Raw genomic sequence first — 25,270 nt, forward strand, 5'->3', positions numbered from 1 at the left:
TTAAAAAAGAGGAAAATTAAATGGTACCAATTATTATTATTCGTTATGGTGAATTAACAACTAAAAGTAAAAATCGGATTGATTTTATTAAACAATTAAAAATAAATATTAAGTATGCTCTTAGTGATTATAAACAAATAAATATTATTCATTTTCATGATCGGATGGAACTAACTAATTTATCTCTTGACGTAATGAGTGATGTTATTAATATTTTGGTGAAAATATTTGGTATTAGTTCATTATCACCTGCTTTTAGAATTGCTAAAAATATGGAAATATTATCAGAAAAAGTAATATCATTAATTTTAAGTCAAGATCTAACAAATTTTAAAACATTTAAACTTTTTGTTAGTCGTAGTGATAAGAGTTTTTCATTAAATTCAGAACAAATAGTTAAAATTATAGCTTCTATAATTTTTAAAAAAACAGATTTAAAAGTTAATGTTACTAATCCTGATTTAAAAATAAATATCAAAGTTAATAAGGATGATATTTATTTATTTGCAAATAAAATTATTGGTGCTGGTGGATTTCCAGTAGGTAGTTCAGGGAAAGTGTTATTATTATTGAGCGTTGGTATTGATTCCCCTGTAGCAGCATATAAATTAATGAAACGAGGATTACAAGTTCAATATTTACATTTTGCTACTCCACCTTTTACTTTACCAACAGCATTAAAAAAAGTAGAAACTTTAGTTCAAATTTTAGCACCTTATAATGCTGGTAGTAAAAATTTATATATTTGCAATTTTACTAACTTGCAAAATGAATTAAGTCATATTAAGAAAGAAAGTTATCGTATTACTTTAATGCGTAGAATGTTTATTAGAATTGCTAGTTTATTTGCAGAAAAATATAAAATTCAAGCATTAGCAACTGGTGAAGCGATTGGTCAGGTTGCTTCACAAACATTAGCAAGTATTAATGCTATTAATATTGTTAGCAATTTACCAATTTTGCGTAGTTTAATTGCCGAAGATAAAGTTGATATTATTAATCTTGCTAAAAAAATTGGTACTTATGAAACATCAATTTTACCATTCGCTGATTGTTGTTCATTATTTGTTCCTAAAAACCCTGTTACACAACCAAAGATTAAAGAATGTGAACTTTTAGAAAATGATTTAAAGCAAATAATTGATTGAGAACAAATTTTAATAAATAGTTTTAAAGATATTGAAAAAATATAAATAAATTTATTAATAATTTAATAGTTTTAATAAATTGCAGTTTATTTACTTTAAATATAAAAAAAGAGTGAAGTTTCACTCTTTTTGTTATTTTTTAATAGTAAACTATAAAATATTACAATAAGTATGAACATCTAGAATAAAGTAGACACAGAATTGTAACCTTTGTGTTAAAAATACTTTAAGGAAGGTGTTCATTTTTTTATGGCTAAATGACTATCAAAAGAAGAAAAGTTAAAAATAATAAAAATAAGTAAAATTAAAACAATTGATAAAACCGCATTAGAGTATGGTATTGGTCGATCATCAATAAAAGAATGAATTAAAGCATATAAATTATTAGGTGAAAAAGGTTTAGAATATGGCAATGGAATTCGTGCTAAAAAAACCAAAAGAACAGGTCGACCCAAATCTTTAAATTTTAATGAAATGACAAAACAAGAATTAATTGAATATATTGAGGCAATGAACGATATAAAAAAGTATTTAGAAAAATCGACAAAAAAGAAGAAATATTTTGTGATTTTCTCATTGAAGAAAAAATATCAGATTAGTTATTTATGTTGATTATTAAATGTTTCAAAATCAGGATATTATAAGTGAATTAAGAATGGAATGAATGAATTTAATAAATGAGATACATTTTTAGCTAATATAATTAAAAATATTTTTTATGAATTTCAAGAAATTTATGGTTATAAAATGATAACTTTATGAATTAACAAAATTTATAATTTAAAATTAAAATTTCATATTGTATATAGATATATGAAAAATATGAGTTTAAAAGCTAAGGTTCGCATAAAAAAATTTGATTATAGAACTAAATCAGGAAGTTTAAGATATGATAATTTATTAAAACGTGATTTTTCAACTACTAATTTAAATGAAAAATTAGGTACTGATATAACTTATTTATTAACTAATGGTAAAACATATTATTTATCAATTGTTAAAGATTTTCATAATAATGAAATATTAGATTATAAAATAAGTGCAAGTTTAGACATGACATTTGTTGTCCAAAACATTATCCAAGCTTGAGTTAATGCTCAAAAACCTACTTCATGAATTTTACAATCAGATCAAGGATTTCACTATACAAATCCTTCTTATAAAATTTTATGTGATGAATTAAAAATAAAAATTTCAATGTCTAGAAGAGGTAATTCCTGTGATAATGGTGCTACTGAAACTTGATTTGGAACAATGAAAACAGAATTTCTATATCAAATTCCAAGAAAAAATAGAACTATTGAATGAATACAAGACAACTTAGCTAAATATATTTACTTTTATAATAATTATCGACCTCAAATAAAATTAAAAGGAATGAGTCCAATCGAATATCGATTAGCTCATTCCAAACCAACAAATAATTACTTCATACCTATAAATTTAACACTTACAAACGCTATTTTATAAAATTTAATAAAAGGTTACTTTTATTGTCCACTTTTCTTGACAAGTTCAGTATTTTGATTACTTGTTGAAGTTTGATTTTGTAAATCAATTGCATTTATTTCATTTACTAATAATTTTGTTTTTTCAATTCTTTTATTGATTTCATTTTTTTTCTTATCAATCTCTAATTGAGCAAGTTTTAAATTTATTTGTAATTTTTGATATGGATTTGGTTCTCTAAAGTCAATATTGGTTGTTATTTTTTGTACTTCATTTGCTAATTCTTGAAGAGATTTAACTTCAAAATTATTTTTATTGGTTGTAACATTAAGAATAGTAGGCAATCCAAATTTATATCGTTGCTTTATTTCTTGTTCATAAATTTCATAGGCTAATCTTTTTCAACTATTTTTGGGTGTTTGTTTTTAGCAGCTATTGTTAAAGCTGTATCACCATTTTCAATGGTATCTAGTAAAAGATTAGCATAGTTATAATAACCATTTGTTTTTAAATATTTGGATATAATTATTTGTCCATTAATATTATTTAATATTCAAGGATCAGGTCTATTTTTAACTACATGATAAATATCAACACCATTATCTATTAAGATGTTAACTACATCTAAATGACCATTTTGCGCTGCTCATATTAAAGCGGTTATATCATCGCATATATAATTAACATTGCCACCATTTTTAATTATTTTTTTAATTACTTGTAGATCAACGATTTTAGCAGCTTTTATTAAATTAATATTTTGAATATCGATTTTTTTCTCCTTATTTGATTAAAAATAACAAACTCACTTACTTTAAAATGAAGTAATAAGTTGAAAACTTGTATTAAGTTTATGCAGATTTTAACATATTATTGGTTTTAATATGTAAAAAAATATATTATAATTTTTCCCAAATTATTTATTATTAATTATTGAAAAAATAATGTTTATTTTTTCTTTTTTAATATAAATTTTAGAAATAAAATTTATTTTTTTATTTTATTTCTAAAAAAGTTAATTTTAAGTGTTTTAAATAGTTTTGTATTAAAAACAATAACTTAAGAATAACCTAGCAAGATAAAATGATGTTAAAATTAACTTGTAATATAAGTCATTCAAGAATTGTAGGGGATAGTATGAAATATATAGTTAATTTAAATGTTCGTTCTAATTATTCATTTCTTTCATCAACTATTAAAATAAGTGATTATATTGAATTTGCTAAAAAAAATAATTTAAAAGTTCTATCTTTAGTAGATAAAAATATAATGTATGGTGCTTATGAATTTTGTAATTTATGTATAGAGAATGATATTAAACCATTAATTAGTTTAAATTGCGTTTGAGAAAGTGCTACTGATAAAGTTGAATTAACTATTATGGCAACTTCATATGCTGGTTATCAAAGATTAATAGAGCTTTCTACTATTATTAGTACTAATAATAATATTGTTACTACTAATGATGTAAAAAAATATCTTAATCAAACACGTGAAGTTTTAGTTATTATTCATGCTAATAATAAAAATATTAGATATATTAAAAATAATTATGATATTTTAAATTCAACAGGTCATGAATTAGTTTATTTTGGTTTAGTACCTAGTGATATGGATAATATTACTTTATTAAAATCGATTACATCTAATATTATTCCAATTGATTTGGTTTTATATTTAGATGAAAAACAACATCGTACTTATCAAATTTTACAAGCTATTAAAGAACAAAAAACATTAAAATCAGAAGATTTATCAAAAAGTAATGAGTTTTTATATAAAACTAAACAAGATTTAATGCAACATTATCCAAATGAAATTATTGAAAATATTGAAAAGGTTATTTGATTATGTAATTTAAAATTTCCTAAAAATAAGCCAAATAGTGCAGAATTAAGTTTACCAAAATTTACTTGCCCTAATAATCTTACTAGTAATTTATATTTGCAAGAATTATGTAAGCAGGGATTAGAAGCGCATTTTCAAAGTCGTGAAATTCCTGAAACATACGTTAAAAGAGTTTTATATGAATTACAAGTAATTAATGAAATGGGTTTTGCTGATTATTTTTTAATTGTTAATGATTATGTTAAATTTGCAAAAAGCAAGAATATAATGGTTGGACCAGGTAGAGGAAGTGTTGCTGGTAGTTTAGTAGCATATGTTTTAGGAATTACTGGTGTTGATCCTATTGCTTATAATTTAATTTTTGAAAGATTTTTAAATCCAGAACGAATATCATTACCAGACATTGATATCGATTTTGAAGATACAAGAAGAGATGAAGTTATTAATTATATTCATCAAAAATATGGCAAAGAACATGTTGCATATATTGTTACTTTTCAAACAATTGCTAGTAAAATGGCAATTCGTGATTTGGGAAGAGTTTTTCAAGTTAATATTGAAGATATTAATGAAATGACAAAATTAATACCAATTCAATATAATTTTGAAATAGATATGGCTATTAAACAATCACCAAAATTAGCATGATATGCAAATAAGTATCCTTTATTGTTTACTTTAACCAAAGAAATTATTGGTTTTCCACGACAAACTAGTACTCATGCAGCAGGAATCGTTATTACAAGAGCACCGTTAGTTAGTGCTATTCCATTACAATTAGGATTTCAAGGTATTTATCAAACACAATTTCCAATGCAAACCCTAGAAGCTCTTGGTTTGATAAAAATGGATATTTTAGGATTACGTAATTTAACTATTTTGCAAAATATTTTACAACAAGTAAGCAAACATTATTTTTTAAATTTAAAATTATCTCAAATTCCTTTAAATGATGAAAAAAGTTTTAACATTATTAAAAATGGTGATACAACCGGTATTTTTCAATTGGAATCTTCAGGAATGCGTCAAATTTTAATTAAAATGAAAGTTGATAACTTAGAAGATATTATTGCTAGTTCTTCTTTATTTCGTCCTGGACCACAAGAGTACATTCAAGATTATATTAATCGTAAATTAGGAAAACAAAAAGTTACGTATATTCATGAAGATTTAAAACCTTATTTAGCATCAACTTATGGCATTATTATTTATCAAGAACAAATATTATTAATTTTACAGAAAGTTGCTGCTTATTCATTAGGAAAAGCTGATTTAATTCGTCGTGCAATTAGTAAAAAAGATACTACAGTTATGAAAGAACAAGCAAACTCATTTATTAAAAGTGCTGTTAATAGAGGTTATTCACCAAGAGTTGTTAAGAAAATATGAGAAGATATTGAAAAATTTGCTGGTTATGGATTTAATCGATCTCATGCTGTCGCTTATTCATTAATTAGTTATTATTTAGTTTATTTAAAAGCAAATTATCCATTGGCATCTATGGTGTCGTTATTAAGTAGCGTTATTGGTAATGATCAAAAAATGTTACAATATTTGAATGAATGTCAAAAATATCAAATTAAAGTTTTACCACCATCAATTCAATTTTCTGACATTGATTTTTTAATTGATGGTGGTAAAAAAGCTATTCGTTATAGTTTACAAGCAATTAAGCAAATGAGTCAAGGTAGTTGTAGTAATCTTATTAAAGAACGTACTAATAATGGATTTTTTCAAGATTTTTTTAACTTTTGTGCTCGAGCAATATTTATTGGTTTGAATCGTAAAAACATTGAACATTTAATTGCTGCTGGTGCTTTAGATGATATTCAATCAAATCGAACAATGTTATTATTAAACTTGGATGCTGCATTAGAATATGCCAATATGGTGCAGGTAAAAGATGAAACTAGTGGCGAATTATCATTAAATTTTAATTTAATTGCTAAACCAATTATGTTACAAAGAGAAGATGATTGAAATAATAATAGTATTAATGAACATCGTGCATTAGGACTTTATTTAAAATATAATCCTAAATTACTATGAAAAGAGCAATTAGATCCTCATAATAAAGCTATTGATTTAGCATATATTAATAATTATGTTGATCAACATGTTAGAGTATATGGAGTTATCAATAATATTAGAGTAATTAAAACTAAAACTAAAAAATTAATGGCTTTTTTTGAAATGCAAAATGATAGTAATGTTATTGAAGTAACGGTTTTTGAAAAGTTATATCAAATATACCAAGAATATTTACAAGTTAATAAAGTAATTTTAATGGAAGGAAAGTTAGAAATTTATAATGATAATATTCAGTTAATTTTATTAAGAGTAATTAAAAATTTATAGTAAGCATATAATTTTATCTATGCTTACTATATTAAATAATAAATATAATCAATAGTCTTTAAATTTCTTAGTTTAACTTATAATAAATAAAAAATGGGACGGTAACAAAAACGGAGGATAATAAATTACTAGATAAATAAATTCTTTCCAATATTACCATTTCAAAATGATGATAGACAACTTAAATTCTCTTTAACCCTTATAACCTACGTATTTTAAACAAATCAAATTATTAAAGGAAAAAGACAAGAAATAATCTTGTCTTTTTTTGTAATTGTAAAATTTTAAAATTTTTAATAAACCTCTTTAACGCTATTATCAACACATGTTAGGGAACTAAAAAAGTGAACTACAACACAGTTGTTAAAAATAGTAGCTAGCATGTGGACTTGCATGAATAAATAATAAGTGGATGATGCCTAATAAAATATACTAACCATTTAATGGTAATTCTTGGGGTGGGAGCGAATTGGAAACTAGTATATATAGACCCGTGGGGGAACATACTATTATTCTTTATTTAACCAACCTTGCCACTCCCCAGTGAGCAAGTGTTGGTTTTATTTTTTATTTTTTTTGAAAAATTTTTTTGGGCGAGAAAATAAATTTCAAACTTGTAAAAAAAAAATGAGCGGTGCCGGTTCAATTAAAATATTAATTTGCTAAACGCAAATTAAATAAATATTGAATCGAATGCCTCAATGTTTTTTAAAATTTCACAATTTATTTTTGAGCCCAGAATTGATGAAATGAATAAAACGAATAGTAGTATTATTAATAATCTAAAAATCAAAATATATGTTCTTTATGCTAGAAGCAACAGAACATATTAGGAAAGGATTATTATGCAAATAGAATTTAAAAAAGAACAAATTCTTAAAGATAAACCACAATCTATTCTTATTGATTATGTTGAATATAAATTATCACTGCCAAAATGAATGATTAAAAATAATTCTTTTATTGTTGATAATAGTTACACATATTGAGTTTTTAATTTAGAAAATATTAAAAGAGAATTAAGTGGTAATGAATTAATAAAATTATTAGAACCATATATTAAAGACCAAAAAATAACTGTTAATAAACCAACTGCTCCGAAAGAATATTATCTTAATGATATAAAACTTGAACAATTAACATTTTATGAACAGCATAATAGTTGATTTATGGGTGAAATAACAGATAACAAAAGTAAAATTACTAATCCTTGTTTTAAATATAACATTACGTTAGAAAAAAACAGAAAAGGTTTTAAAATAAATAATCCATATAAACATGATGATTTACCAATTAATTATATAGTTACTTCTTATAAGGAAATTTCAACTCATAATGAAAAAGTATTTTTGTTGAACATGTAAACAAAATAAATTAGATTATTTATTCTTTAATACTAATGATATAAAAACAAGAAAATATTTTTTAAGAGATAAAAATGGTAAAGCAATTTGTTATGACTGTATTTTAAATGTTAGGTTAACTAGGAGGTATAAATATGGATAAAGAAAAATTAATTAGTTGATTAAATTTAATTTTAGATAGTGATATAGAACAATATAATAAAGAAAAAGATATATATTATTTAAATAAATTAAAAGGTTCAATTGATATTATTAAAATTTTAATTAATAAAATACAATGCAGAGAATTTGATTAATATGCAATATGAATTAATTATTGGGATTGACCCCGCTGGTATTGGTAATAATGGAATTGTTATATATTCAAATGAAACTAATAATATTATTTTTAATGAAACATTTAAAACTAAAACAGTTTTAGAAAGTAAAAATATGTATAAAGAATATTTTCAATTAATTCAAAAACAATTTATTAATCAAAAAATATTAGTTATTGTAGAAAATTTCTTTTTAAGTTCAAAACAATTATTAACTAATCCATTAGCAACACCTAAAATTATTGGTGCATTAATGGTATTAGTAGAAGATGTTATGAATTGAGATTATTTAGAAAGTGAACCAAAAAATAAAACTAAAATAGAAAATTATAAAGGAAATATAAAATTAACAAAACATGAACAAGATGCATATAAACATATTCAATACTATTTAAGGAATTCTAAATTAGGGACTTTCCAGCAATCTGTGTAACTTAGTGATTTTACAACTAAAATTTATTTAAAAAACACAGTTTTTAGGAAAGTCCCGCTATTCACCTCAAGCATTAAAATTAAATTTTAAACCTCTAATATTCTTTGTTTCTTTATTTTGAAGAAAGATTGGACCATAATCACGAATAAAGCAATCATTAGTAGACATTTCGATAATTGTAATATTTTTATTTAATAAATTTCTAGCATTATTAAATTGATTTTTACTAACAATCATATTTACATGTTCATGTTCACTAATAATATTAGCAAGTTTACTTATTTTTTCTTGTGCTGGTTTAGCGCCTAATCTTCAATTATCAGTTCTTTCTGGTCATACCATTCAACATTGTTGATGTTCTAAAAATTCAGGAATAACATAAAAATCATCACTATTTGGTGTTGAATAATTTTTTTCTGCCATTAATAGTAGCTTTCCTTTCTTACTTAGTAGCTACTAAATAATTCCCTTATTTTATTGATGATTCCTTTTTTATTATACTAATAATTTTTTTAAAATAGTGTTTTATAGTAATTATTAAATAATTATTATAAAAAAATTTTAAATTTAAAAAATTAAAATGAGATTTATAATCTCATTTTAATTCTTTTTATTCATTTGAAGAATTATTATTTTTGATATTTTTTAATATTTCTTCAATGTTTTTAACTCTAGTGTTGGTATTATCATATTTAAAGCGTAATTCTGGAACTTTATATTTATTACTTGTTTTGGCAAGTGCGCTTCGACAAAAACCTTTCGCTTTTTCTAAAGCATTACTAATAGTTTTAATATCTAAATTATCTAAGTAAACTGTTCAATAAATGGTAGCATAACTGTTATCTTTTGTTATTTTTACATTAGTAATAGTGATATCTTTGAAAAGAATATTTTTTGATTCTTTTTTTAATATATTAGTAATTTCTTTTTTTAAGAAACTTTCTTGTTGTTCAAATTTAATGATAGACATCCTATTTTGTCTCCACTTCTTCTACTAAATATGATTCAATAATATCATTTTCTTTTAAGTCATTAAAATTTTTAATAGTAATACCGCATTGAGTTTCTTTTTTAGCAATTTTTAAATCATTTTTTTCATGTTTTAAACCACTGATTTCACCGTTATAAATAACAACATCATCACGAATGATATGAACTTTGCTATTACGTTGAATGAAACCATTAATGACAACACAACCAGCAATTGTTCCTACTTTTGAAAAATGAAAAGTTTTAATAACTCGTGCTTGACCAAGAATTTTATCTTTATAAGTTGGTTCTAATAAACCTTTAGCAGCCAATTCTAATTCTTCAGTTATTTTATAAATGATATTATGTAATCTAATTTCAACACCGGCATTGTTAGCAGCTTCACGAATAACATGATTGGGACGAACATTGAAACCATAAATAATACTTCCTGAAGTTTGAGCAAGTTTAATATCTGATTCACTAATACCACCAATAGTTGCTCTAATAAACTTAACAGTAATATCATTAACATTAATTTTATTTACTGCTTGAACGATTGCTTGCACTGAACCTTGAGTATCTGCTCGTAAAATAACATTAATTTGTTTTAATTCACCTGTAGCAACATCTTGTGTTAAATTACCTAAACTAATTTGTCGATTATTTCTAATTTTATTTGTTTCTTCTGTTTGTCGTACTAGTGCTACTTTTCTTGCTAATTTATCATCATTAAAAACAATAAAAGATTCACCAGGAGTAGGGGCTGTTTCAAATCCTAAAACTTGAACAGGCATTGAAGGTCCAGCTTTAGTAATTATTTTACCAGTATCATTAATAAGGCGTTTAATTTTTCCTTTAACACTACCAGCAACTACAATATCAGTAACTTTTAGTGTTCCACCTTGTATTAATAAAGTACAAATTGAACCAACATTTTTATCATGATGAGATTCGATAACTGTTCCATTAGCAAATCGATTTGGATTAGCATTTAGTTCTTTTAATTCAGCAATTACTAATATGGCTTCTAATAATTCATCAATTCCTTGATTTTTTAAAGCACTACCATAAACAAAAATAGTATCGCCACCTCATTCTTCACTAGTTAAATCACAATTAGCTAGTTCATTCATAATGCGATCAGTATTAACATTTGGTTTATCCATTTTATTAACAAAAACAATAATTGAAACACCAGCTACTTTTGCATGGTCAATTGCTTCACGAGTTTGTGGCATCACACCATCATCACCAGCAACTACTAGAACAACAATATCAGTAATTTTAGAACCACGTGAACGCATTTCAGTAAATGCTTCATGACCTGGGGTATCAATAAAAGTAATTAATTTATTATTAGTTTTAATTTGATAAGCACCAATATGTTGAGTAATACCACCGTGTTCTTGATTAGTAACTTTAGAATTACGGATAGTATCTAATAGTGTTGTTTTTCCATGATCAACATGGCCCATAATTGTAACAACAGGTGGTCGAGTTACTAAATTTTTTTTATCATCTTCGAGATTAATATTTTCTAATAAGTTTTCATATGTTACCACTTTAGCTTTTTCAAAATCAATATTTCATTCCAAACAAAGTTCAAGCATTAATTCTTGAGTTAATATTTGATTTTGATTAAATAGTTTGCCTTGTTTCATGAAGTATTTAATAATGTCAGTTACTGGATGATGCAATGCTTTAGCAAATTCTGAAATAGTTAAAGGTTCGTTATATAAAAATACTCCTTTTTCATTAATTTGAGATGTTTTTTGTTTTAGTTGTTGATTAATATTTTGTGTTTGTTGAGATATTCGTTTTTTTGCCATTTGCATCCCGCCTTTCGCTTGGGAAAATTAATCTCAATTTTTTTTAATTTCATTAATTAATTGTTCATAAAATTCATTTGGAATTTTTGTTTTTAATGCTCGTTCTAATGCCTTATTTTTAATAAGCAAAGGTATTAATTCAAGTTTAGGTTGGATGTAGGCACCTCGACCATTTTGTTTGCCAGTTTTATCAATGAATAATTGTCCTTCTTTATTAATAACAATTCTAATTAATTCACGTTTAGGTAAAATAGTATTTGTAACTATACATTTACGCATTGGTATTTTTTTACGTTGAATTAAAGGTATTTTATTCATAACGACCTACTTTATTGTTTATTGATTTTTATTTTTTCATTGTGTTTTTTTTAATAATTCAGATATAAACTTTTCATATTCACTTTCTTTAATATTACCATTTCAAGTAAATTTAATATTATTTTCATTTGCTTGTTCTAATGAAGTAATATTAATATTTCAGTGAGTTACACCGGCAACTAATTTAGCAGCCATACCATTTTTACCAATAGCTAATGATAATTGTTCAGTAGGAACAATAATATTTGCTTTTTTTTCTTCTTCATTAATATCAATTGAAATAACTTTAGCTGGTGTTAAAGCGTTAATTATATATTCTTTTATATTAGGATTTCAGGCAATAATGTCAATTTTTTCGCCACTTAATTCTTGCGTAATTAATTTTGTTCTTTCGCCTTTTGGACCAATACATGCACCAATACCATCAATGCTTGGATCATGACTAACAATTGCAACCTTAGCTCTAATTCCAGGAATACGAGCAATATCTTTAACTTCGATTACACCTTGTGCTATTTCAGGAACTTCTAATTCTAGTAAACAACGTAAAAAATTAACGTGAGTTCTTGATGCTAAAATTTGACCATAGTTTTTATTTTTAATAATATCTTCAACATAAAATTTGATATAAGTATTATTAGCGATTGGTTTATTTTTTGGTAAGATCTCACTAGGGATTTGATTTTGTTTTGGTAAGAAAGCATAGGCTCTACCAATTTTAATTAACATATAAGTTTCTTCAACGCTTTCAATAGTACCAATTAATATGTGATCTTTTTTATCAATAAATTCATCATAAATTGATGTTTTTTCTGCTTCACGAATTGATTGTTTCACTACTTGAATAGCTTTAAAAATTGATAAACGAGAGAATTGATCACTAGGAATTATTTGCGTATATGTATCACCAATTGTTAAGCCGGGATTCTTTGTTTTAATAGTTGAAAGTGCAATTTCTAATTCAGGATCTTCAACTTTTGGAACAACAATTAAATCCTTTAAAATTTTAATAGTACCTTTATTTTGATCAATTTCAATTCTAATATTTGTACTATCATCACGATGACTTTGATATTCATATGCTTTTTTTAGTCCTTCTTTTAAAGCTTCAATGATATCTTCTTTTGCTATTTGTTTTTCTTCAGAAATTTCATTTATGGCATTTAAAATGATTTGACTAATTTCTTTGTCCACTTTTTCTCCTCCTTGTTTTTTATAAACATTGTTGTTTATTATTTAATAGTATTTGAAATAGATTTATTTCAAAATGAAAATATACTTAAATAAAAAAAATAAAATATATTACACTAGAAATAATAAAGACAGCTGGTAGCTGTCTTGCTATAATTCTAATTCATTGTTCATTATACAATATTATTAATTTGAAAACAATAGAAATTTTGGAATGGCAACCCTTTTTAGGACTATTTTTTGGTAGACATTTGTTCTTCATACTTAACTGGAGTTAAGTACTTTAGAGTGCTGTGAATTCTTATGTTGTTGTATCAGTTGATATAATCAAATAATTCTAATTTTAATTGGATTAATGCCTGAATTGTAAAATTAAAAAGGACATTTATATAAAAATTAAATTGTGTTAATTCTATAATTAAGAAAAGAAAGGAATTAGCACAATGTATAAGTATCTGACTATTGAATCAATAATAGCAATAAAAGAATATAAAAGTTATGAATTTTCAATTCGTAAAATAGCAAAAGCTGTTGATTATAGTAAATCAACTGTACATAGAGTTTGCAGATTATTAAATCAAAACTTATTACCATTAGAAATATTGAATCAAATTCAAAAAAAGAAGCAAAATGCAGGTAGAAAATTAATAATTTTAACTTTAACAGAAATTAATACTATTAATTATTTGTTAATTACTAAAAATTATGCGCTTGATATAATTGCTAATTTTTTAAAGGAAAATAAAATAAAAAGTATTTCAACAAAAACTTTATATAACATGTTTAAAACAAATCGAATGGGTTTTGATGAAAATAACTTATTGAGAAAAGGAAAAAATAAACCTCATAAACGAAAAGAAACTAGAGGACGAATTAATAATTGTAAATCTATTCATGAAAGAAATTTAATCATTCCTAATATTAAAAATATAAAAGAATTTGGTCATTTAGAGGGGGATACTATCATTGGTAAAGATCATAAAAGTTCTATTATTACTTTAGCTGATATATGATCAAAAACCACAATTCCTTTAGTTTCTAAAAATCATAAAGCAGAAAATATTACAAAAAGTATAATAAAATTTATTTCAAAGTTACAAAAAGGAACAGTTAAAACTATTACTTTTGATCGTGGTAAAGAATTTAGTAAATGAAAATTAATCGAAAAAATTTGCAATGTTAAGATTTATTTTGCAGATCCTGGCAAACCTTGTCAAAGAGGTTTAAATGAAAATAATAATGGTATTTTAAGAAGATATTTACCAAAATCTACAGATCTATCTTTATATAAACAAAAAGACTTAAATGCTATAGCATTTCAAATTAATTCTACACCCAGAAAATCACTATCTTATAAAAGCCCAATAGACTTAATACAATTATTTTAAAAACTGTCCCATTTGTCCCATTTATATTTACAATTCAAGTTTAGATTTATTTTGAACCATAATCTCTATTTTCTGCCTATTATTAGTGCTGCTTGCTTTAAAATATCATTTTCCATTCTTAACTGTTTTAATTCTTTTCTTAATTTAATTAATTCATTTTCTTCAACAGAACGATTATCTTTAGTTTTAAAACTACCTGAATTAGTAAATTGCTTAATTCAATTATAAGTAGCTGCTCTTGTAACATTGTACTCTTTAGCAAGACAAGACACTGACTTACCACTTTGATATAAAGCTACTATTTGTTTTTTAAATTCATCTGAATATGAGTTAATATTGGCCATAATTTTAGTTCCTTTCTTTTAACTAATTTGTTCACTTGTCTACGTAATTAGTGTCCAATAAAGTGTAACCCATCCAAATTATGAAAAAATTTATCCAAATTTAAAAAATTTTGAACATCCTTATCAATATAATGATAATTTAAATAATACGTTAGGTATTAAAGGAATTAATGGGACTTTCCTAAAAACTGTGTTTTTTAAATAAATTTTAGTTGTAAAATCAGTAAGTTACACAGATTGCTGGAAAGTCCCGAATTAAAGAAAAAATAATAAGTATGTTTAATGAAGAAGATTTACAATTATTTAACAATTTATATTTACCATCTATTGAAGGAAAAATTAATCAAATTGATCATTTATTAATTTTAAATAGTTGTATTTTTATAATTGAGACTAAAAATTGATCTTTAAAAACTTATGGAGATTATTTTAAAAAAAATTGAATCCAATATCATTGTGAAAGACAAGAATTTATTCCATCACCTCTTTATCAAAATAGAAGTCATGTTAGAACTATTCTGTATCTTTTAAAAAAAGAAAATATTAATTTAAAACAATTTAAATTTTTTAGCCTTGTAGTATTTGTTCAAAATAATTTACAAATTACTGAAAATAGTAACTTAAAAATAAATGAGAAAGCATTAAATTTATTTGAATTATCTGAATATATTAAAAATAAAATTGAAGAAAATTCAGGAAAATGTACTTCTACTTCTAATAGTCAAAGAAATATAATGAATCAAATTATTTTAAATAATAATAATCCAGAAAACATTCAAATTCATAAAGAACAATTAGACTATTAAAAACACAGTTATAAGCGAATAAAATTTAATAAATTAATTTTTCTAATAATCTTCTGTCCTTGAAATTTTAATTAAAAAAATGTATTTTTATTTTCTGTTCTTAATTTTTAAATATAAAAAAACCTGAAAAATTTTCAGGTCTTTTTACATTATATTACTCAATAATCTTGGAAGTACTGTAGAGTATATATAAAAAATAATAAGAATGTTCAGTTAATGAACAATTTAATCTTAACATTTTTGAAATTATTTTCTTAAAAAAATCAAAATAACACTTAATAATGAAAAATATTATAAAAAGAGCACCAAATAAAAAAAGAATGTATAATTAAGAGCAGAAAATAGTTTATATTTTTCAGAAAAATTATCTAAGGGGGAAAAACAATATGAGAAACATGAAAACATTACTACGACTAATGGGTGGTGCTGCTTTAACAACAGTTGCAGCAAGTTCAGTTGTTGCATGTGGAACTCAAACAAAAGCGCCAGCATTGAATGGCAAATATGCAACATTACTAGGATGATATAGTGATGAAAATACAAGTACAATTAATCAAGAATTAAAAAAGGATGATACTGCTGGTAAAGAAAGTTATTCAATTGCTGTTAGTGCTGCTGATAATACAAAAATTACAACAACTAAATTTAACGAAAAATTATTAAAAGCAGGTACTGGTACTGATTCTGATAAAAGTCAAGCAGTAAGTGATGATTCTGCAGCCTTTTTAAAAGATTTAGGATTTACACCTGATAGCAAGAAATTTTATTCAGCTGGTGATGTTAAAAAGATTACTGCTTTATCTGCAAAAGTTGAAAGTACTGAAGCAGGTAAAGTTGAAGCTGCTGGTACAACTGATTTTAAATTTGAAGCTGGTACTTGTCAAATTAATATTATGTATAAGGCAACTGGAGATGATGCCAAATCTGTAAAAAAATATACTATTAACACTCTTAAGAAAGATGCATTAAATATTTCAACTGAAGTTATTGGTACTGATAAACTTATAACAGATAAAGATAGTTTAGAATTAACTGATGCGCAAGGATTTAAACGAACAAAACCTGTTTCTAGTTTTAAATTAAAAATAAAAAATGCAGTTAAACAAAAGCAATTTGATTCTTTAGTTAAATTATTAAAAATAAATGTTACTACAAAGTTTTTTGATAATGCTTCTGCAGGAACAGAAGTAACAGGAAATTTTCCAAATTCAAAAGTTTATTTACAAATAAGTTTTGGTAGTGTAGTACTTTCAAGTAGAATTGATTGCGATACTGCTCCTGCTTAATCATTAAATATTTTAAAAGATTGCAATTGCAATCTTTTTTAATTTATATTCTTTTTTATCACTTAAAAAATTTTATTAATTTATTAAAATTATAAAAATAGTTTCAAATCAAGAAGAATATATAATAAATAGCAGAAAATAATTTATATTTTTTAGAAAATTATCTAAAAGGGGAGAAAACATTATATGAAAAATATAAAAACATTATTACGATTAATGGCTGCTACTGCTTTAACTACAACTGCAGCAAGTTCAATTGTTGCCTGTGACTTTGAAACAAAAGCACCAATATTAAATGGTAAATATGCAAAATTATTAGGATGATATAGTGATGAAAATACAAGTTTAATTAATCAAGAATTAAAGAAGGATGATACTACTGGTAAAGAGAAGTATTCAATTGAGGCTGATGACACAAAAATTATAATGACTAATTTTAAAAACAGTTTATTAAACGCAAACGAAATTAGAAATCCAAATCAAGCAAAAGATGCTGATGCTGCAGCATTTTTGAAAGAATTAGGAATTATAAGTGGTAGTGAAAATGAAGAATATTCACCTGATGATGTTAAAAAAATTACTACCTTATCTGCAAAAGTTACAAGTACTGAAGCAGGTAAAACTGAAGAAAATAATACAGGAACTGATTTTAAAGTTCTTGTTGGTACTTGTAAAATTGATATTATAAATAAAGATGATGATAGTGTATTAAAATCTTATACTATCAATACTGCTAAAAATGATGGGTTATACATTTCAAAAATAGTTATTACTGAACTTATTAGTGATAAAAATGGTTTAAAATTAACTGCTGCGCAAAGATTTAAACAAGGTGAATCTGTTACTGATTTTAAATTAGTAATAAAAACAGAAAGTAAACAAAAACAATTTGATTCTCTAGTTCAACTATTAAATACAAATGTTAGTACCCAGTTTCATGCTAGAGTTGCTGATGGTCCATTAGTAACAGGAAATTTTAGAAATTTAAAAGTTTATTTAGCAATATATTTTGGTGATGTTCATCTTTTTCCTAGAATAGACTGTGGTATACCATCAACTGTTTAAATCATTAAATATTTTAAAAAATATAATGACAGTTGATGTTAATTATCATATTTTTTTGTTACTATTAATATAAATGAAAATTATTAATAATTAAACATTTGAAATTGATAGTAATTAAAGTGATAACATTGATAAGTTAAAAAACTAAACTTTAAATGAGGACACAATTATATATTTCAATTTTATTAAGTGATATTATTAATTATAAAAATTAAAGAAGGAGAAAAAAATGTTAAAAGCAGGAAGTATATTAATATTTATTGTTTTTATTTTAGAATCAATATTTATAATTCCTTTATTATGAACAATACCCGGTTTTATTTTATACAAAAAAGTAAGTAAAGGTGAAGCGACTACTGATCAAAAAATTGCTTTAGCAATATTAGGAATTATCTTTGGTGCTGCATTAGGTATTATTGGTGGTATTTTTATATTAGTTGATTTAAACAATGATGAAAATAAAATCCAAAGATATTAATAAAAAACATCATTAATTAATGATGTTTTTTATTTTTTTAAATAGTTTTCCATTGGTTTTAATAAAAATTATTATATAATTTTTATAGTTTGATTTAAAAACAACTTAAAATTATTAACTAGGAGGAAAACAAATATGGAAGTTATTATTTTAGAAGCCACAAATATGATGAATGAAATAATTTTACGTTATAAAAATGAAATTAACAAAATTCGCACCGGAAGAGCTAATCCTAATATCTTAGAAGGAATTAATGTTAGATGTTATGGTGGTGTTGATAGTTTAAGTAATATTGCCCAAGTTAAAGTAGCAGAAGCACATCAATTATTAATTAAACCATATGATCGTAGTTTAATTAAAGACATTACAGAAGCTGTTACAAAAGCTGATTTGAAATTACAAATTAAAAGCGAAGCAGAGAATATACGTTTAATTTTCCCACAATTAACAGAAGACGTTCGTAAAACTTTAGTTAAAGATTTGAGTAAAAAAACTGAAGAATATAAAGTTAAAATCCGTAATTGTCGACGTGATGCTGTTCAAAATCTGAAAAAAATAAAATTACCAGAAGATCAAGAAAAGCATGCAGAAACTACAATTCAAGATTTAACTGATAGTAAAATTAAAGAACTTGTATTAATAGAAAACAATAAAAAAGCCGATTTAATGAAAATTTAGCAATAAAGCAATAAATAGTTAGGGGTTAAATATTGTGAAAAAAAAGATAATAAATAAAGAAAATATAAAATCTAAAGTTTCTTTTTTTGCAAAACTTAGTAATTTTTTTAGAACCTATCGAAATCGTATTCTTACAAGCTTTATGTTAATTGCTTGTGGTGTATTATGAATGTTTATTGGGGCAGTTTATTTAGAACCAATTTTTGGTAATAAACCACAGTGATCAGCGTATAAATTTATGATAATTAATACTTTAATTTTTATTGGTTGTTTATGAGAAATTATTAATTTAAAAAAAGAATCAAATTGATCAATTGTACTTAAAATTTCTATAATTTTAACAGGAATCATACTTTTATGAGTTCCGCTTGGTAAAGAAACTTTTGGTCCATATATTTATAATCATTATTGATTTGAAACTTGAATGACTTTATTAATTTTATTACTTTTCATTTGTATTTTTATTTTAATTGCTTGACGAAGTAAAAATTTTCAATTAAGTGATGTTATTTTTATTTTTACCTGAATTATTTATTTAGTGTTTGTTGTTAAAGCTGTTAATTTTTTAATGTTATCAGAAATTAAACTTTCAAAACTAGGATGACCAACATTATTGTTTTTATTCATTATTGTTATGTCTAATGATGTTGGTGCTTTTATTGGTGGTATAATTTATGGTAAAACAAAAATGGCACCAAGTGTATCACCAAATAAAACTTGAGAAGGTGCTATTACTGGTTTAATAACAGCAATTATTTTAAGTATGATAACAGTAACTGTTTTTTTAGAAACAAGCAATTATAATCCCTTACCTTTTTTAGAAGTTAATAGTAAAGAACCAATCTATATTGCTTATTTTGCTACTAGTTTTATTCTTTCAATTGCTAGTCAAATGGGTGATTTATTATTTTCTTATTTGAAACGTAATTATCATGTTAAGGATTTTTCAAATATTCTACCCGGACATGGAGGATTATTAGATCGTTTAGATTCATTTTCAACAGTAGTTATTTTTGGTTTTCTAATTACTCTAGCACCTATTGCTTAATATATAAAATTTAAGGATGAAGTTATGTATATATTTTTAGCCATTTTAATTGGTTTATTTACAATATTATTTTTAATTACCTTGCATGAATTTGCTCATTTTGTAATTGCTAAATTATCAGGAGCATATGTATATGAATTTGCTATTGGTATGGGACCAAAACTTTTGCAGTGAGGTAAAAAAGAAACACGTTATACTTTAAGACTATTACCATTGGGTGGTTATGTTTCTATTGCTTCAGAAATTGCTGATGCTCCTAAAGGACGAGAAGATGAAGTAATTGATAGTAAACGAATGATGGAAAACTTGCAACGTGGTAAAAAAGCAGCTTTCATTAGTGCAGGTGCACTAATGAATTTATTATTAGCTTTTATTTTATTAATGATTGGATATGGAATTTATCCACATAAATATGATCCTAACTTGCCACCAACCTATGCAACAACAGGACCATTATATGAAGCTGTTCAAAAATATAATAAAGATAATCCAAGTTTTCCAATTTTAGATACTGATGCTATTACTAGTATTTATAATACTGGTGATATTGAATCTAAACAATCAATTAAATCATATTATGATTTACAAACATGATTAAGTAAATATAATAAAAAGACTACTAATGGTACAGTTATTGCTGACTACAAAATTACTTTTGATAGTAAAGATGATAAAACTGTTACTTTTAAACCTGTAGAACAAAAAGGAGTATTATTCATTGGTGTTAGTCAAGGTAGTTATTATTTAAATGCAGGGCAAGTTATTAGTAATGGTATCATTGATACTTTTAAAGATAGTTACAGTCTTTTACAAGCATTAGGACAATTAGTTACTTTTCATTGGCAAAATTTATCAGGACCTGTTGGTATTGTTAAATCAACTAATAGTTTTTTAAATCCTGATTTATCATCAACACAAGCAGCAAGTACATATTTTCGTTGAGCAGCATTATTATCATCTAATTTATTTTTATTAAATATGTTACCAATTCCGCCATTGGATGGTTATAAATTTGTTGAAAATGCAGTTGAAGCGGTAACAAGAAAAAAATTAAATGAAAAATACAAAATTATTGTCAGTATTGCTGGAGCTATATTATTTTTAGTTATCTTTATTGCTATTACTATTAAAGATATATTTTTTTAATCTTTACTTTATAATAAAATCCTATTATAAATAGGATAATAAATTTGAATGAAAAAGTTTTGAGCAATTTTCTTAATTATTTATATTTTAAAAAAATAAAATAGTAACTATTTTAAGTTAACAATATTGTTCACTTTTTATTTTGAAATAAAATCTATAAGTATAAAAACTAAAATTTATATCGATTATTTGCTCCTAAGAGAATTATTTTTTCTTCAACAAATTTCTGAATAGCTATCATTGCATTTTCTATTAAGGAATTAATATTAGATAAATTAGAGTTAGTTTGCAAACTTTTTTTTAGACTTTCAACATAAATCTTTCTTAAATCACTGCTAATATTAACTTTAGTAATACCAGCTTTAATTGCTAGAGTTAATTGTTCATTATTAATAGTAACATTATCATGTAATACTAAAAAAATTTCAGGCATTTTAATAGCAATTTCTTTAATTAGAGAAATTTTTAAATCTTGTCTATTATCTTGATGATGACTATTGATAGCAGTAAATACAAGACCATTAATATTAGTTTTATTTCTAAATAATATTGTTTGTTCAATTAAATTAATATCATTAGTAATATCTCCTTTTGTATTATTGTAAAAAATCTCTGATTCAACAATAATACCCAAAGGAGCAGCAAAATGAACAATATCTTTAGTTTTTTCAATATTTTCTTTAATTGGATAGTTACTGTAATTTAACATAACTGAACTAAAATCAGATGTAATTTTAGTTTTAATAAAGTGTGGATCAAGACAGTGGTCTAGTTGTAAAAAAATTGGTACTTTTGCACGATTAATAACATTGTTAGTAATAGCAAGTACATATTTTAAATCAATACAATTAATAGTGTTAGGTGTTATCATTAAACATATTGGTGCTTTTTGTTTGAACATCTAGAATAAAGTAGACACAAAATTGTAACCTTTGTGTTAAAAATACTTTAAGGAAGGTGTTCATTTTTTTATGGCTAAATGACTATCGAAAGAAGAAAAGTTAAAAATAATAAAAATAAGTAAAATTAAAACAATTGATAAAACCGCATTAGAGTATGGTATTGGTCGATCATCAATAAAAGAATGAATTAAAGCATATAAATTATTAGGTGAAAAAGGTTTAGAATATGGCAATGGAATTCGTGCTAAAAAAAACAAAAGAACAGGTCGACCCAAATCTTTAAATTTTAATGAAATGACAAAACAAGAATTAATTGAATATATTGAGGCAATGAACGATATAAAAAAGTATTTAGAAAAATCGACAAAAAAGAAGAAATATTTTGTGATTTTCTCATTGAAGAAAAAATATCAGATTAGTTGGTAATGTTTAGTAATCTGTGTAACTTACAAAAATAACTATGTTTAATTAATTCTAGTAAATATAATTAAATGACTAGAAAGAGTGAGTTACAGATGGCTAAAAAGCAAAATATTAATAATAATGATCCAATATCAAAAGCAGTAGATTTATTATTAGAAAATACTGAAGATTTAACAACAGTTTTTAAAGAGGGAGGATTGTATAAAGAATTAACAAAAAGATTAGTAGAAAAAATGTTGAATTCTGAGATGCAAAATTATTTAGGATATGATAAGAATCAACATAGTAATAGTGACAATGCTCGTAATGGTATAAGTTCAAAAAAATTAATAACTCAACAAGGTAAAATTGAGATTGATGTACCACGAGATCGCAATAGTAATTTTAATCCTGTAATAGTTGCAAAAAGACAAAGAAGATTTGATGGTTTTGATCAACAAGTTCTTTCTTTATATGCAAAAGGTATGACATTATCAGATATTAGAATGCAATTACAAGAGTTATATCATGGTGCTGATATTAGTGAAAGTGTTATTAGTCAAATTACTGATGATGTTATTGATGATGTAAAAGCATGGCAAAATCGACCATTAGAAAGTGTCTATCCGATTGTTTATTTTGATTGCATAATAGTGAAAGTACGACAAGATAAAAGGATTATTAATAAATCAGTTTATATAGCTTTAGGAGTTGATTTAGAAGGTAAAAAAGATGTTTTAGGTTTATGAATTAGTGAAAATGAAGGTGCTAAATTTTGATTAGCAAATTTAACAGAAATGAAAAATCGTGGCTTAAATGATATTCTTATTGCCTGCAGTGATAATTTAACAGGCATGTCAGAAGCAATACAATCAGTTTATCTTAAAACAGAACATCAATTATGCATAGTTCATCAAATTAGAAATAGTTTGAAATATGTCTCATATAAGCATAGAAAATCTCTAGTTGCAGATTTAAAACCAATTTATACTGCATGTAGTGAAGAACAAGCAATGCAGGCTTTAGAATCCTTTGAAAATAAGTGAAATAAACAATATCCTCAAATTGCTAAATCTTGATATAAAAATTGAGATAATTTAATTGTTTTTATTAGTTATCCTGCAGAAATTAAAAGAGTGATTTATACAACAAATGCTATTGAATCTGTAAATAGTCAATTACGAAAAGTTATCAGAAATAAAAAAGTTTTTCCTAAAGATATGGCAGTTTTTAAAATATTTTATTTAGCAATTGAAAATATAACAAAAAAATGAACAATGCCCATTCAAAATTGAAATACAGCAATTGCTCATTTTATGATAAAATTTGAAGATAGAATTAATCTAAACTAGTACTTTGTAAAACAAAGATACACAGATTACATAAAAGCCTCGATTAGTTATTTATGTTGATTATTAAATGTTTCAAAATCAGGATATTATAAGTGAATTAAGAATGGAATGAATGAATTTAATAAATGAGATACATTTTTAGCTAATATAATTAAAAATATTTTTTATGAATTTCAAGAAATTTATGGTTATAAAATGATAACTTTATGAATTAACAAAATTTATAATTTAAAATTAAAATTTCATATTGTATATAGATATATGAAAAATATGAGTTTAAAAGCTAAGGTTCGCATAAAAAAAATTGATTATAGAACTAAATCAGGAAGTTTAAGATATGATAATTTATTAAAACGTGATTTTTCAACTACTAATTTAAATGAAAAATTAGGTACTGATATAACTTATTTATTAACTAATGGTAAAACATATTATTTATCAATTGTTAAAGATTTTCATAATAATGAAATATTAGATTATAAAATAAGTGCAAGTTTAGACATGACATTTGTTGTCCAAAACATTATCCAAGCTTGAGTTAATGCTCAAAAACCTACTTCATGAATTTTACAATCAGATCAAGGATTTCACTATACAAATCCTTCTTATAAAATTTTATGTGATGAATTAAAAATAAAAATTTCAATGTCTAGAAGAGGTAATTCCTGTGATAATGGTGCTACTGAAACTTGATTTGGAACAATGAAAACAGAATTTCTATATCAAATTCCAAGAAAAAATAGAACTATTGAATGAATACAAGACAACTTACCTAAATATATTTACTTTTATAATAATTATCGACCTCAAATAAAATTAAAAGGAATGAGTCCAATCGAATATCGATTAGCTCATTCCCAACCAACAAATAATTACTTCATACCTATAAATTTAACACTTACAAACGCTATTTTATAAAATTTAATAAAAGGTTACTTTTATTGTCCACTTTTCTTGACAAGTTCAGTTTTTCGGCTGCATTAGTAATTGCAATTAACATTTCTAAATTATCAAAGTTAAAACTTGCGATTGCGTATTTGTTAATTTGTGCATGTTTTAACATTGTTTTCAAGTTAATTTTCAATTACAATCACCTAACTTTTCTTTTTTATTTAATTATATCAATAATATTTATCATGTAAGGAATA

At 24.1% G+C, this 25,270-nt stretch carries 28 protein-coding genes; 17 read left to right on the top strand and 11 right to left on the bottom strand.

The features are described from left to right. Positions 1-20 precede the first annotated feature (20 nt). Together thiI and ACQH20_RS07040 are read left to right on the top strand one after the other, a co-directional pair. The gene (gene thiI, locus ACQH20_RS07035; RefSeq protein ID WP_425377013.1) at positions 21-1,193 is read left to right on the top strand and encodes a tRNA uracil 4-sulfurtransferase ThiI; all 1,173 of its coding nucleotides are present in this window, start codon (positions 21-23) and stop codon (positions 1,191-1,193) included. Between the two features lie 204 nt (positions 1,194-1,397). Beyond that, positions 1,398-2,618, top strand: coding sequence for an IS3 family transposase (locus ACQH20_RS07040; protein ID WP_425377014.1), 1,221 nt, complete (start codon positions 1,398-1,400; stop codon positions 2,616-2,618). A gap of 20 nt (positions 2,619-2,638) precedes the next feature. On the opposite strand, the gene ACQH20_RS07045 is transcribed toward ACQH20_RS07040, so the two are convergent. Both ACQH20_RS07045 and ACQH20_RS07050 read right to left on the bottom strand, forming a co-directional pair. Further along, positions 2,639-2,941, bottom strand: coding sequence for a hypothetical protein (locus ACQH20_RS07045; RefSeq protein WP_425377015.1), 303 nt, complete (start codon positions 2,939-2,941; stop codon positions 2,639-2,641). Between the two features lie 47 nt (positions 2,942-2,988). Then, positions 2,989-3,369: an ankyrin repeat domain-containing protein gene (locus ACQH20_RS07050; protein ID WP_425377600.1), complete on the bottom strand. Its 381-nt coding sequence runs from the start codon at positions 3,367-3,369 to the stop codon at positions 2,989-2,991. Positions 3,370-3,734: 365 nt separating this feature from the next. Here ACQH20_RS07050 and ACQH20_RS07055 point away from each other — a divergent pair, with 365 nt between their 5' ends. From ACQH20_RS07055 to ACQH20_RS07070, 4 genes are all read left to right on the top strand, one after another. Continuing rightward, entirely contained in the window at positions 3,735-6,803 is a 3,069-nt protein-coding gene (locus ACQH20_RS07055; RefSeq protein ID WP_425377016.1) for a DNA polymerase III subunit alpha, read from the top strand. Positions 6,804-7,648: 845 nt separating this feature from the next. Further along, positions 7,649-8,167 (top strand): hypothetical protein, encoded by a 519-nt coding sequence (locus tag ACQH20_RS07060; protein WP_425377017.1) that lies wholly within the window; start codon positions 7,649-7,651, stop codon positions 8,165-8,167. Between the two features lie 134 nt (positions 8,168-8,301). Next, a complete protein-coding gene (locus tag ACQH20_RS07065; RefSeq protein WP_338960339.1) occupies positions 8,302-8,463 on the top strand; it encodes a hypothetical protein in 162 nt (53 codons plus the stop codon). A gap of 1 nt (position 8,464) precedes the next feature. After that, the gene (locus ACQH20_RS07070) at positions 8,465-8,917 is read left to right on the top strand and encodes a hypothetical protein (protein WP_425377018.1); all 453 of its coding nucleotides are present in this window, start codon (positions 8,465-8,467) and stop codon (positions 8,915-8,917) included. Positions 8,918-8,974: 57 nt separating this feature from the next. Here the strand turns inward: ACQH20_RS07070 and ACQH20_RS07075 are convergent, their stop codons facing one another. From ACQH20_RS07075 to ACQH20_RS07100, 6 genes are all read right to left on the bottom strand, one after another. Then, positions 8,975-9,340, bottom strand: a complete 366-nt coding sequence (locus ACQH20_RS07075) for an agmatine deiminase family protein (protein WP_425377019.1) — start codon at positions 9,338-9,340, stop codon at positions 8,975-8,977. Positions 9,341-9,527: 187 nt separating this feature from the next. Then, a complete protein-coding gene (rbfA, locus tag ACQH20_RS07080) occupies positions 9,528-9,887 on the bottom strand; it encodes a 30S ribosome-binding factor RbfA (protein WP_252320089.1) in 360 nt (119 codons plus the stop codon). A 1-nt stretch (position 9,888) separates the two neighbouring features. Beyond that, complete coding sequence (gene infB / locus ACQH20_RS07085) at positions 9,889-11,718, bottom strand: translation initiation factor IF-2 (RefSeq protein ID WP_425377020.1); 1,830 nt, start codon at positions 11,716-11,718, stop codon at positions 9,889-9,891. Between the two features lie 27 nt (positions 11,719-11,745). Continuing rightward, positions 11,746-12,036, bottom strand: a complete 291-nt coding sequence (gene rnpM, locus ACQH20_RS07090) for an RNase P modulator RnpM (RefSeq protein WP_338957115.1) — start codon at positions 12,034-12,036, stop codon at positions 11,746-11,748. Positions 12,037-12,054: 18 nt separating this feature from the next. Continuing rightward, positions 12,055-13,230, bottom strand: a complete 1,176-nt coding sequence (nusA, locus tag ACQH20_RS07095) for a transcription termination factor NusA (protein ID WP_425377021.1) — start codon at positions 13,228-13,230, stop codon at positions 12,055-12,057. Positions 13,231-13,460: 230 nt separating this feature from the next. Continuing rightward, positions 13,461-13,784 (bottom strand): IS3 family transposase, encoded by a 324-nt coding sequence (locus ACQH20_RS07100; protein WP_425377022.1) that lies wholly within the window; start codon positions 13,782-13,784, stop codon positions 13,461-13,463. On the opposite strand from ACQH20_RS07100, the gene ACQH20_RS07105 reads away from it, so the two are divergent. Then, on the top strand, positions 13,671-14,615 hold the full coding sequence (locus tag ACQH20_RS07105) for an IS30 family transposase (RefSeq protein ID WP_425377023.1): 945 nt from the start codon (positions 13,671-13,673) through the stop codon (positions 14,613-14,615). The genes ACQH20_RS07100 and ACQH20_RS07105 overlap by 114 nt on opposite strands. Positions 14,616-14,680: 65 nt before the next feature. Here the strand turns inward: ACQH20_RS07105 and ACQH20_RS07110 are convergent, their stop codons facing one another. Further along, entirely contained in the window at positions 14,681-14,959 is a 279-nt protein-coding gene (locus ACQH20_RS07110; RefSeq protein ID WP_353306568.1) for a transposase, read from the bottom strand. Between the two features lie 275 nt (positions 14,960-15,234). On the opposite strand from ACQH20_RS07110, the gene ACQH20_RS07115 reads away from it, so the two are divergent. The 7 genes from ACQH20_RS07115 to ACQH20_RS07145 all read left to right on the top strand — a co-directional run bounded on the left by ACQH20_RS07115 (position 15,235) and on the right by ACQH20_RS07145 (position 21,466). Beyond that, the gene (locus tag ACQH20_RS07115) at positions 15,235-15,765 is read left to right on the top strand and encodes a nuclease-related domain-containing protein (protein ID WP_425377024.1); all 531 of its coding nucleotides are present in this window, start codon (positions 15,235-15,237) and stop codon (positions 15,763-15,765) included. A gap of 386 nt (positions 15,766-16,151) precedes the next feature. Then, the gene (locus ACQH20_RS07120; protein ID WP_425377025.1) at positions 16,152-17,051 is read left to right on the top strand and encodes a hypothetical protein; all 900 of its coding nucleotides are present in this window, start codon (positions 16,152-16,154) and stop codon (positions 17,049-17,051) included. A 186-nt stretch (positions 17,052-17,237) separates the two neighbouring features. Then, on the top strand, positions 17,238-18,116 hold the full coding sequence (locus ACQH20_RS07125; protein ID WP_425377026.1) for a hypothetical protein: 879 nt from the start codon (positions 17,238-17,240) through the stop codon (positions 18,114-18,116). Between the two features lie 229 nt (positions 18,117-18,345). Continuing rightward, positions 18,346-18,594 (top strand): hypothetical protein, encoded by a 249-nt coding sequence (locus tag ACQH20_RS07130; protein ID WP_252319735.1) that lies wholly within the window; start codon positions 18,346-18,348, stop codon positions 18,592-18,594. A 135-nt stretch (positions 18,595-18,729) separates the two neighbouring features. Then, positions 18,730-19,272 (top strand): ribosome-recycling factor, encoded by a 543-nt coding sequence (locus ACQH20_RS07135; protein ID WP_425377027.1) that lies wholly within the window; start codon positions 18,730-18,732, stop codon positions 19,270-19,272. 34 nt (positions 19,273-19,306) lie between these two features. Further along, complete coding sequence (locus tag ACQH20_RS07140; protein ID WP_425377028.1) at positions 19,307-20,320, top strand: phosphatidate cytidylyltransferase; 1,014 nt, start codon at positions 19,307-19,309, stop codon at positions 20,318-20,320. A 24-nt stretch (positions 20,321-20,344) separates the two neighbouring features. Next, positions 20,345-21,466 carry a site-2 protease family protein gene (locus ACQH20_RS07145; protein WP_425377029.1) on the top strand — a complete coding sequence of 374 codons (1,122 nt, stop codon included), beginning with the start codon at positions 20,345-20,347 and terminating at the stop codon, positions 21,464-21,466. Positions 21,467-21,635: 169 nt separating this feature from the next. Here ACQH20_RS07145 and ACQH20_RS07150 read toward each other — a convergent pair whose 3' ends face one another. Beyond that, the gene (locus ACQH20_RS07150) at positions 21,636-22,367 is read right to left on the bottom strand and encodes a class II fructose-bisphosphate aldolase (RefSeq protein ID WP_425377030.1); all 732 of its coding nucleotides are present in this window, start codon (positions 22,365-22,367) and stop codon (positions 21,636-21,638) included. A gap of 70 nt (positions 22,368-22,437) precedes the next feature. Between ACQH20_RS07150 and ACQH20_RS07155 the strand changes: the two genes are divergently transcribed. From ACQH20_RS07155 to ACQH20_RS07165, 3 genes are all read left to right on the top strand, one after another. Next, positions 22,438-22,794, top strand: a complete 357-nt coding sequence (locus tag ACQH20_RS07155; RefSeq protein WP_425377031.1) for a hypothetical protein — start codon at positions 22,438-22,440, stop codon at positions 22,792-22,794. A gap of 89 nt (positions 22,795-22,883) precedes the next feature. Further along, positions 22,884-24,122, top strand: a complete 1,239-nt coding sequence (locus ACQH20_RS07160; protein ID WP_425377601.1) for an IS256 family transposase — start codon at positions 22,884-22,886, stop codon at positions 24,120-24,122. Positions 24,123-24,230: 108 nt separating this feature from the next. Then, complete coding sequence (locus ACQH20_RS07165) at positions 24,231-25,040, top strand: IS3 family transposase (RefSeq protein WP_425377032.1); 810 nt, start codon at positions 24,231-24,233, stop codon at positions 25,038-25,040. On the opposite strand, the gene ACQH20_RS07170 is transcribed toward ACQH20_RS07165, so the two are convergent. Further along, entirely contained in the window at positions 25,030-25,206 is a 177-nt protein-coding gene (locus ACQH20_RS07170; protein WP_425377033.1) for a class II fructose-bisphosphate aldolase, read from the bottom strand. The two genes, ACQH20_RS07165 and ACQH20_RS07170, sit on opposite strands and share 11 nt — an antisense overlap. Positions 25,207-25,270 lie beyond the last annotated feature (64 nt).

The organism is Spiroplasma endosymbiont of Aleiodes alternator (assembly GCF_964031135.1).
Classification (GTDB): Bacteria; Bacillota_I; Bacilli_A; order Mycoplasmatales; family VBWQ01; genus Spiroplasma_E.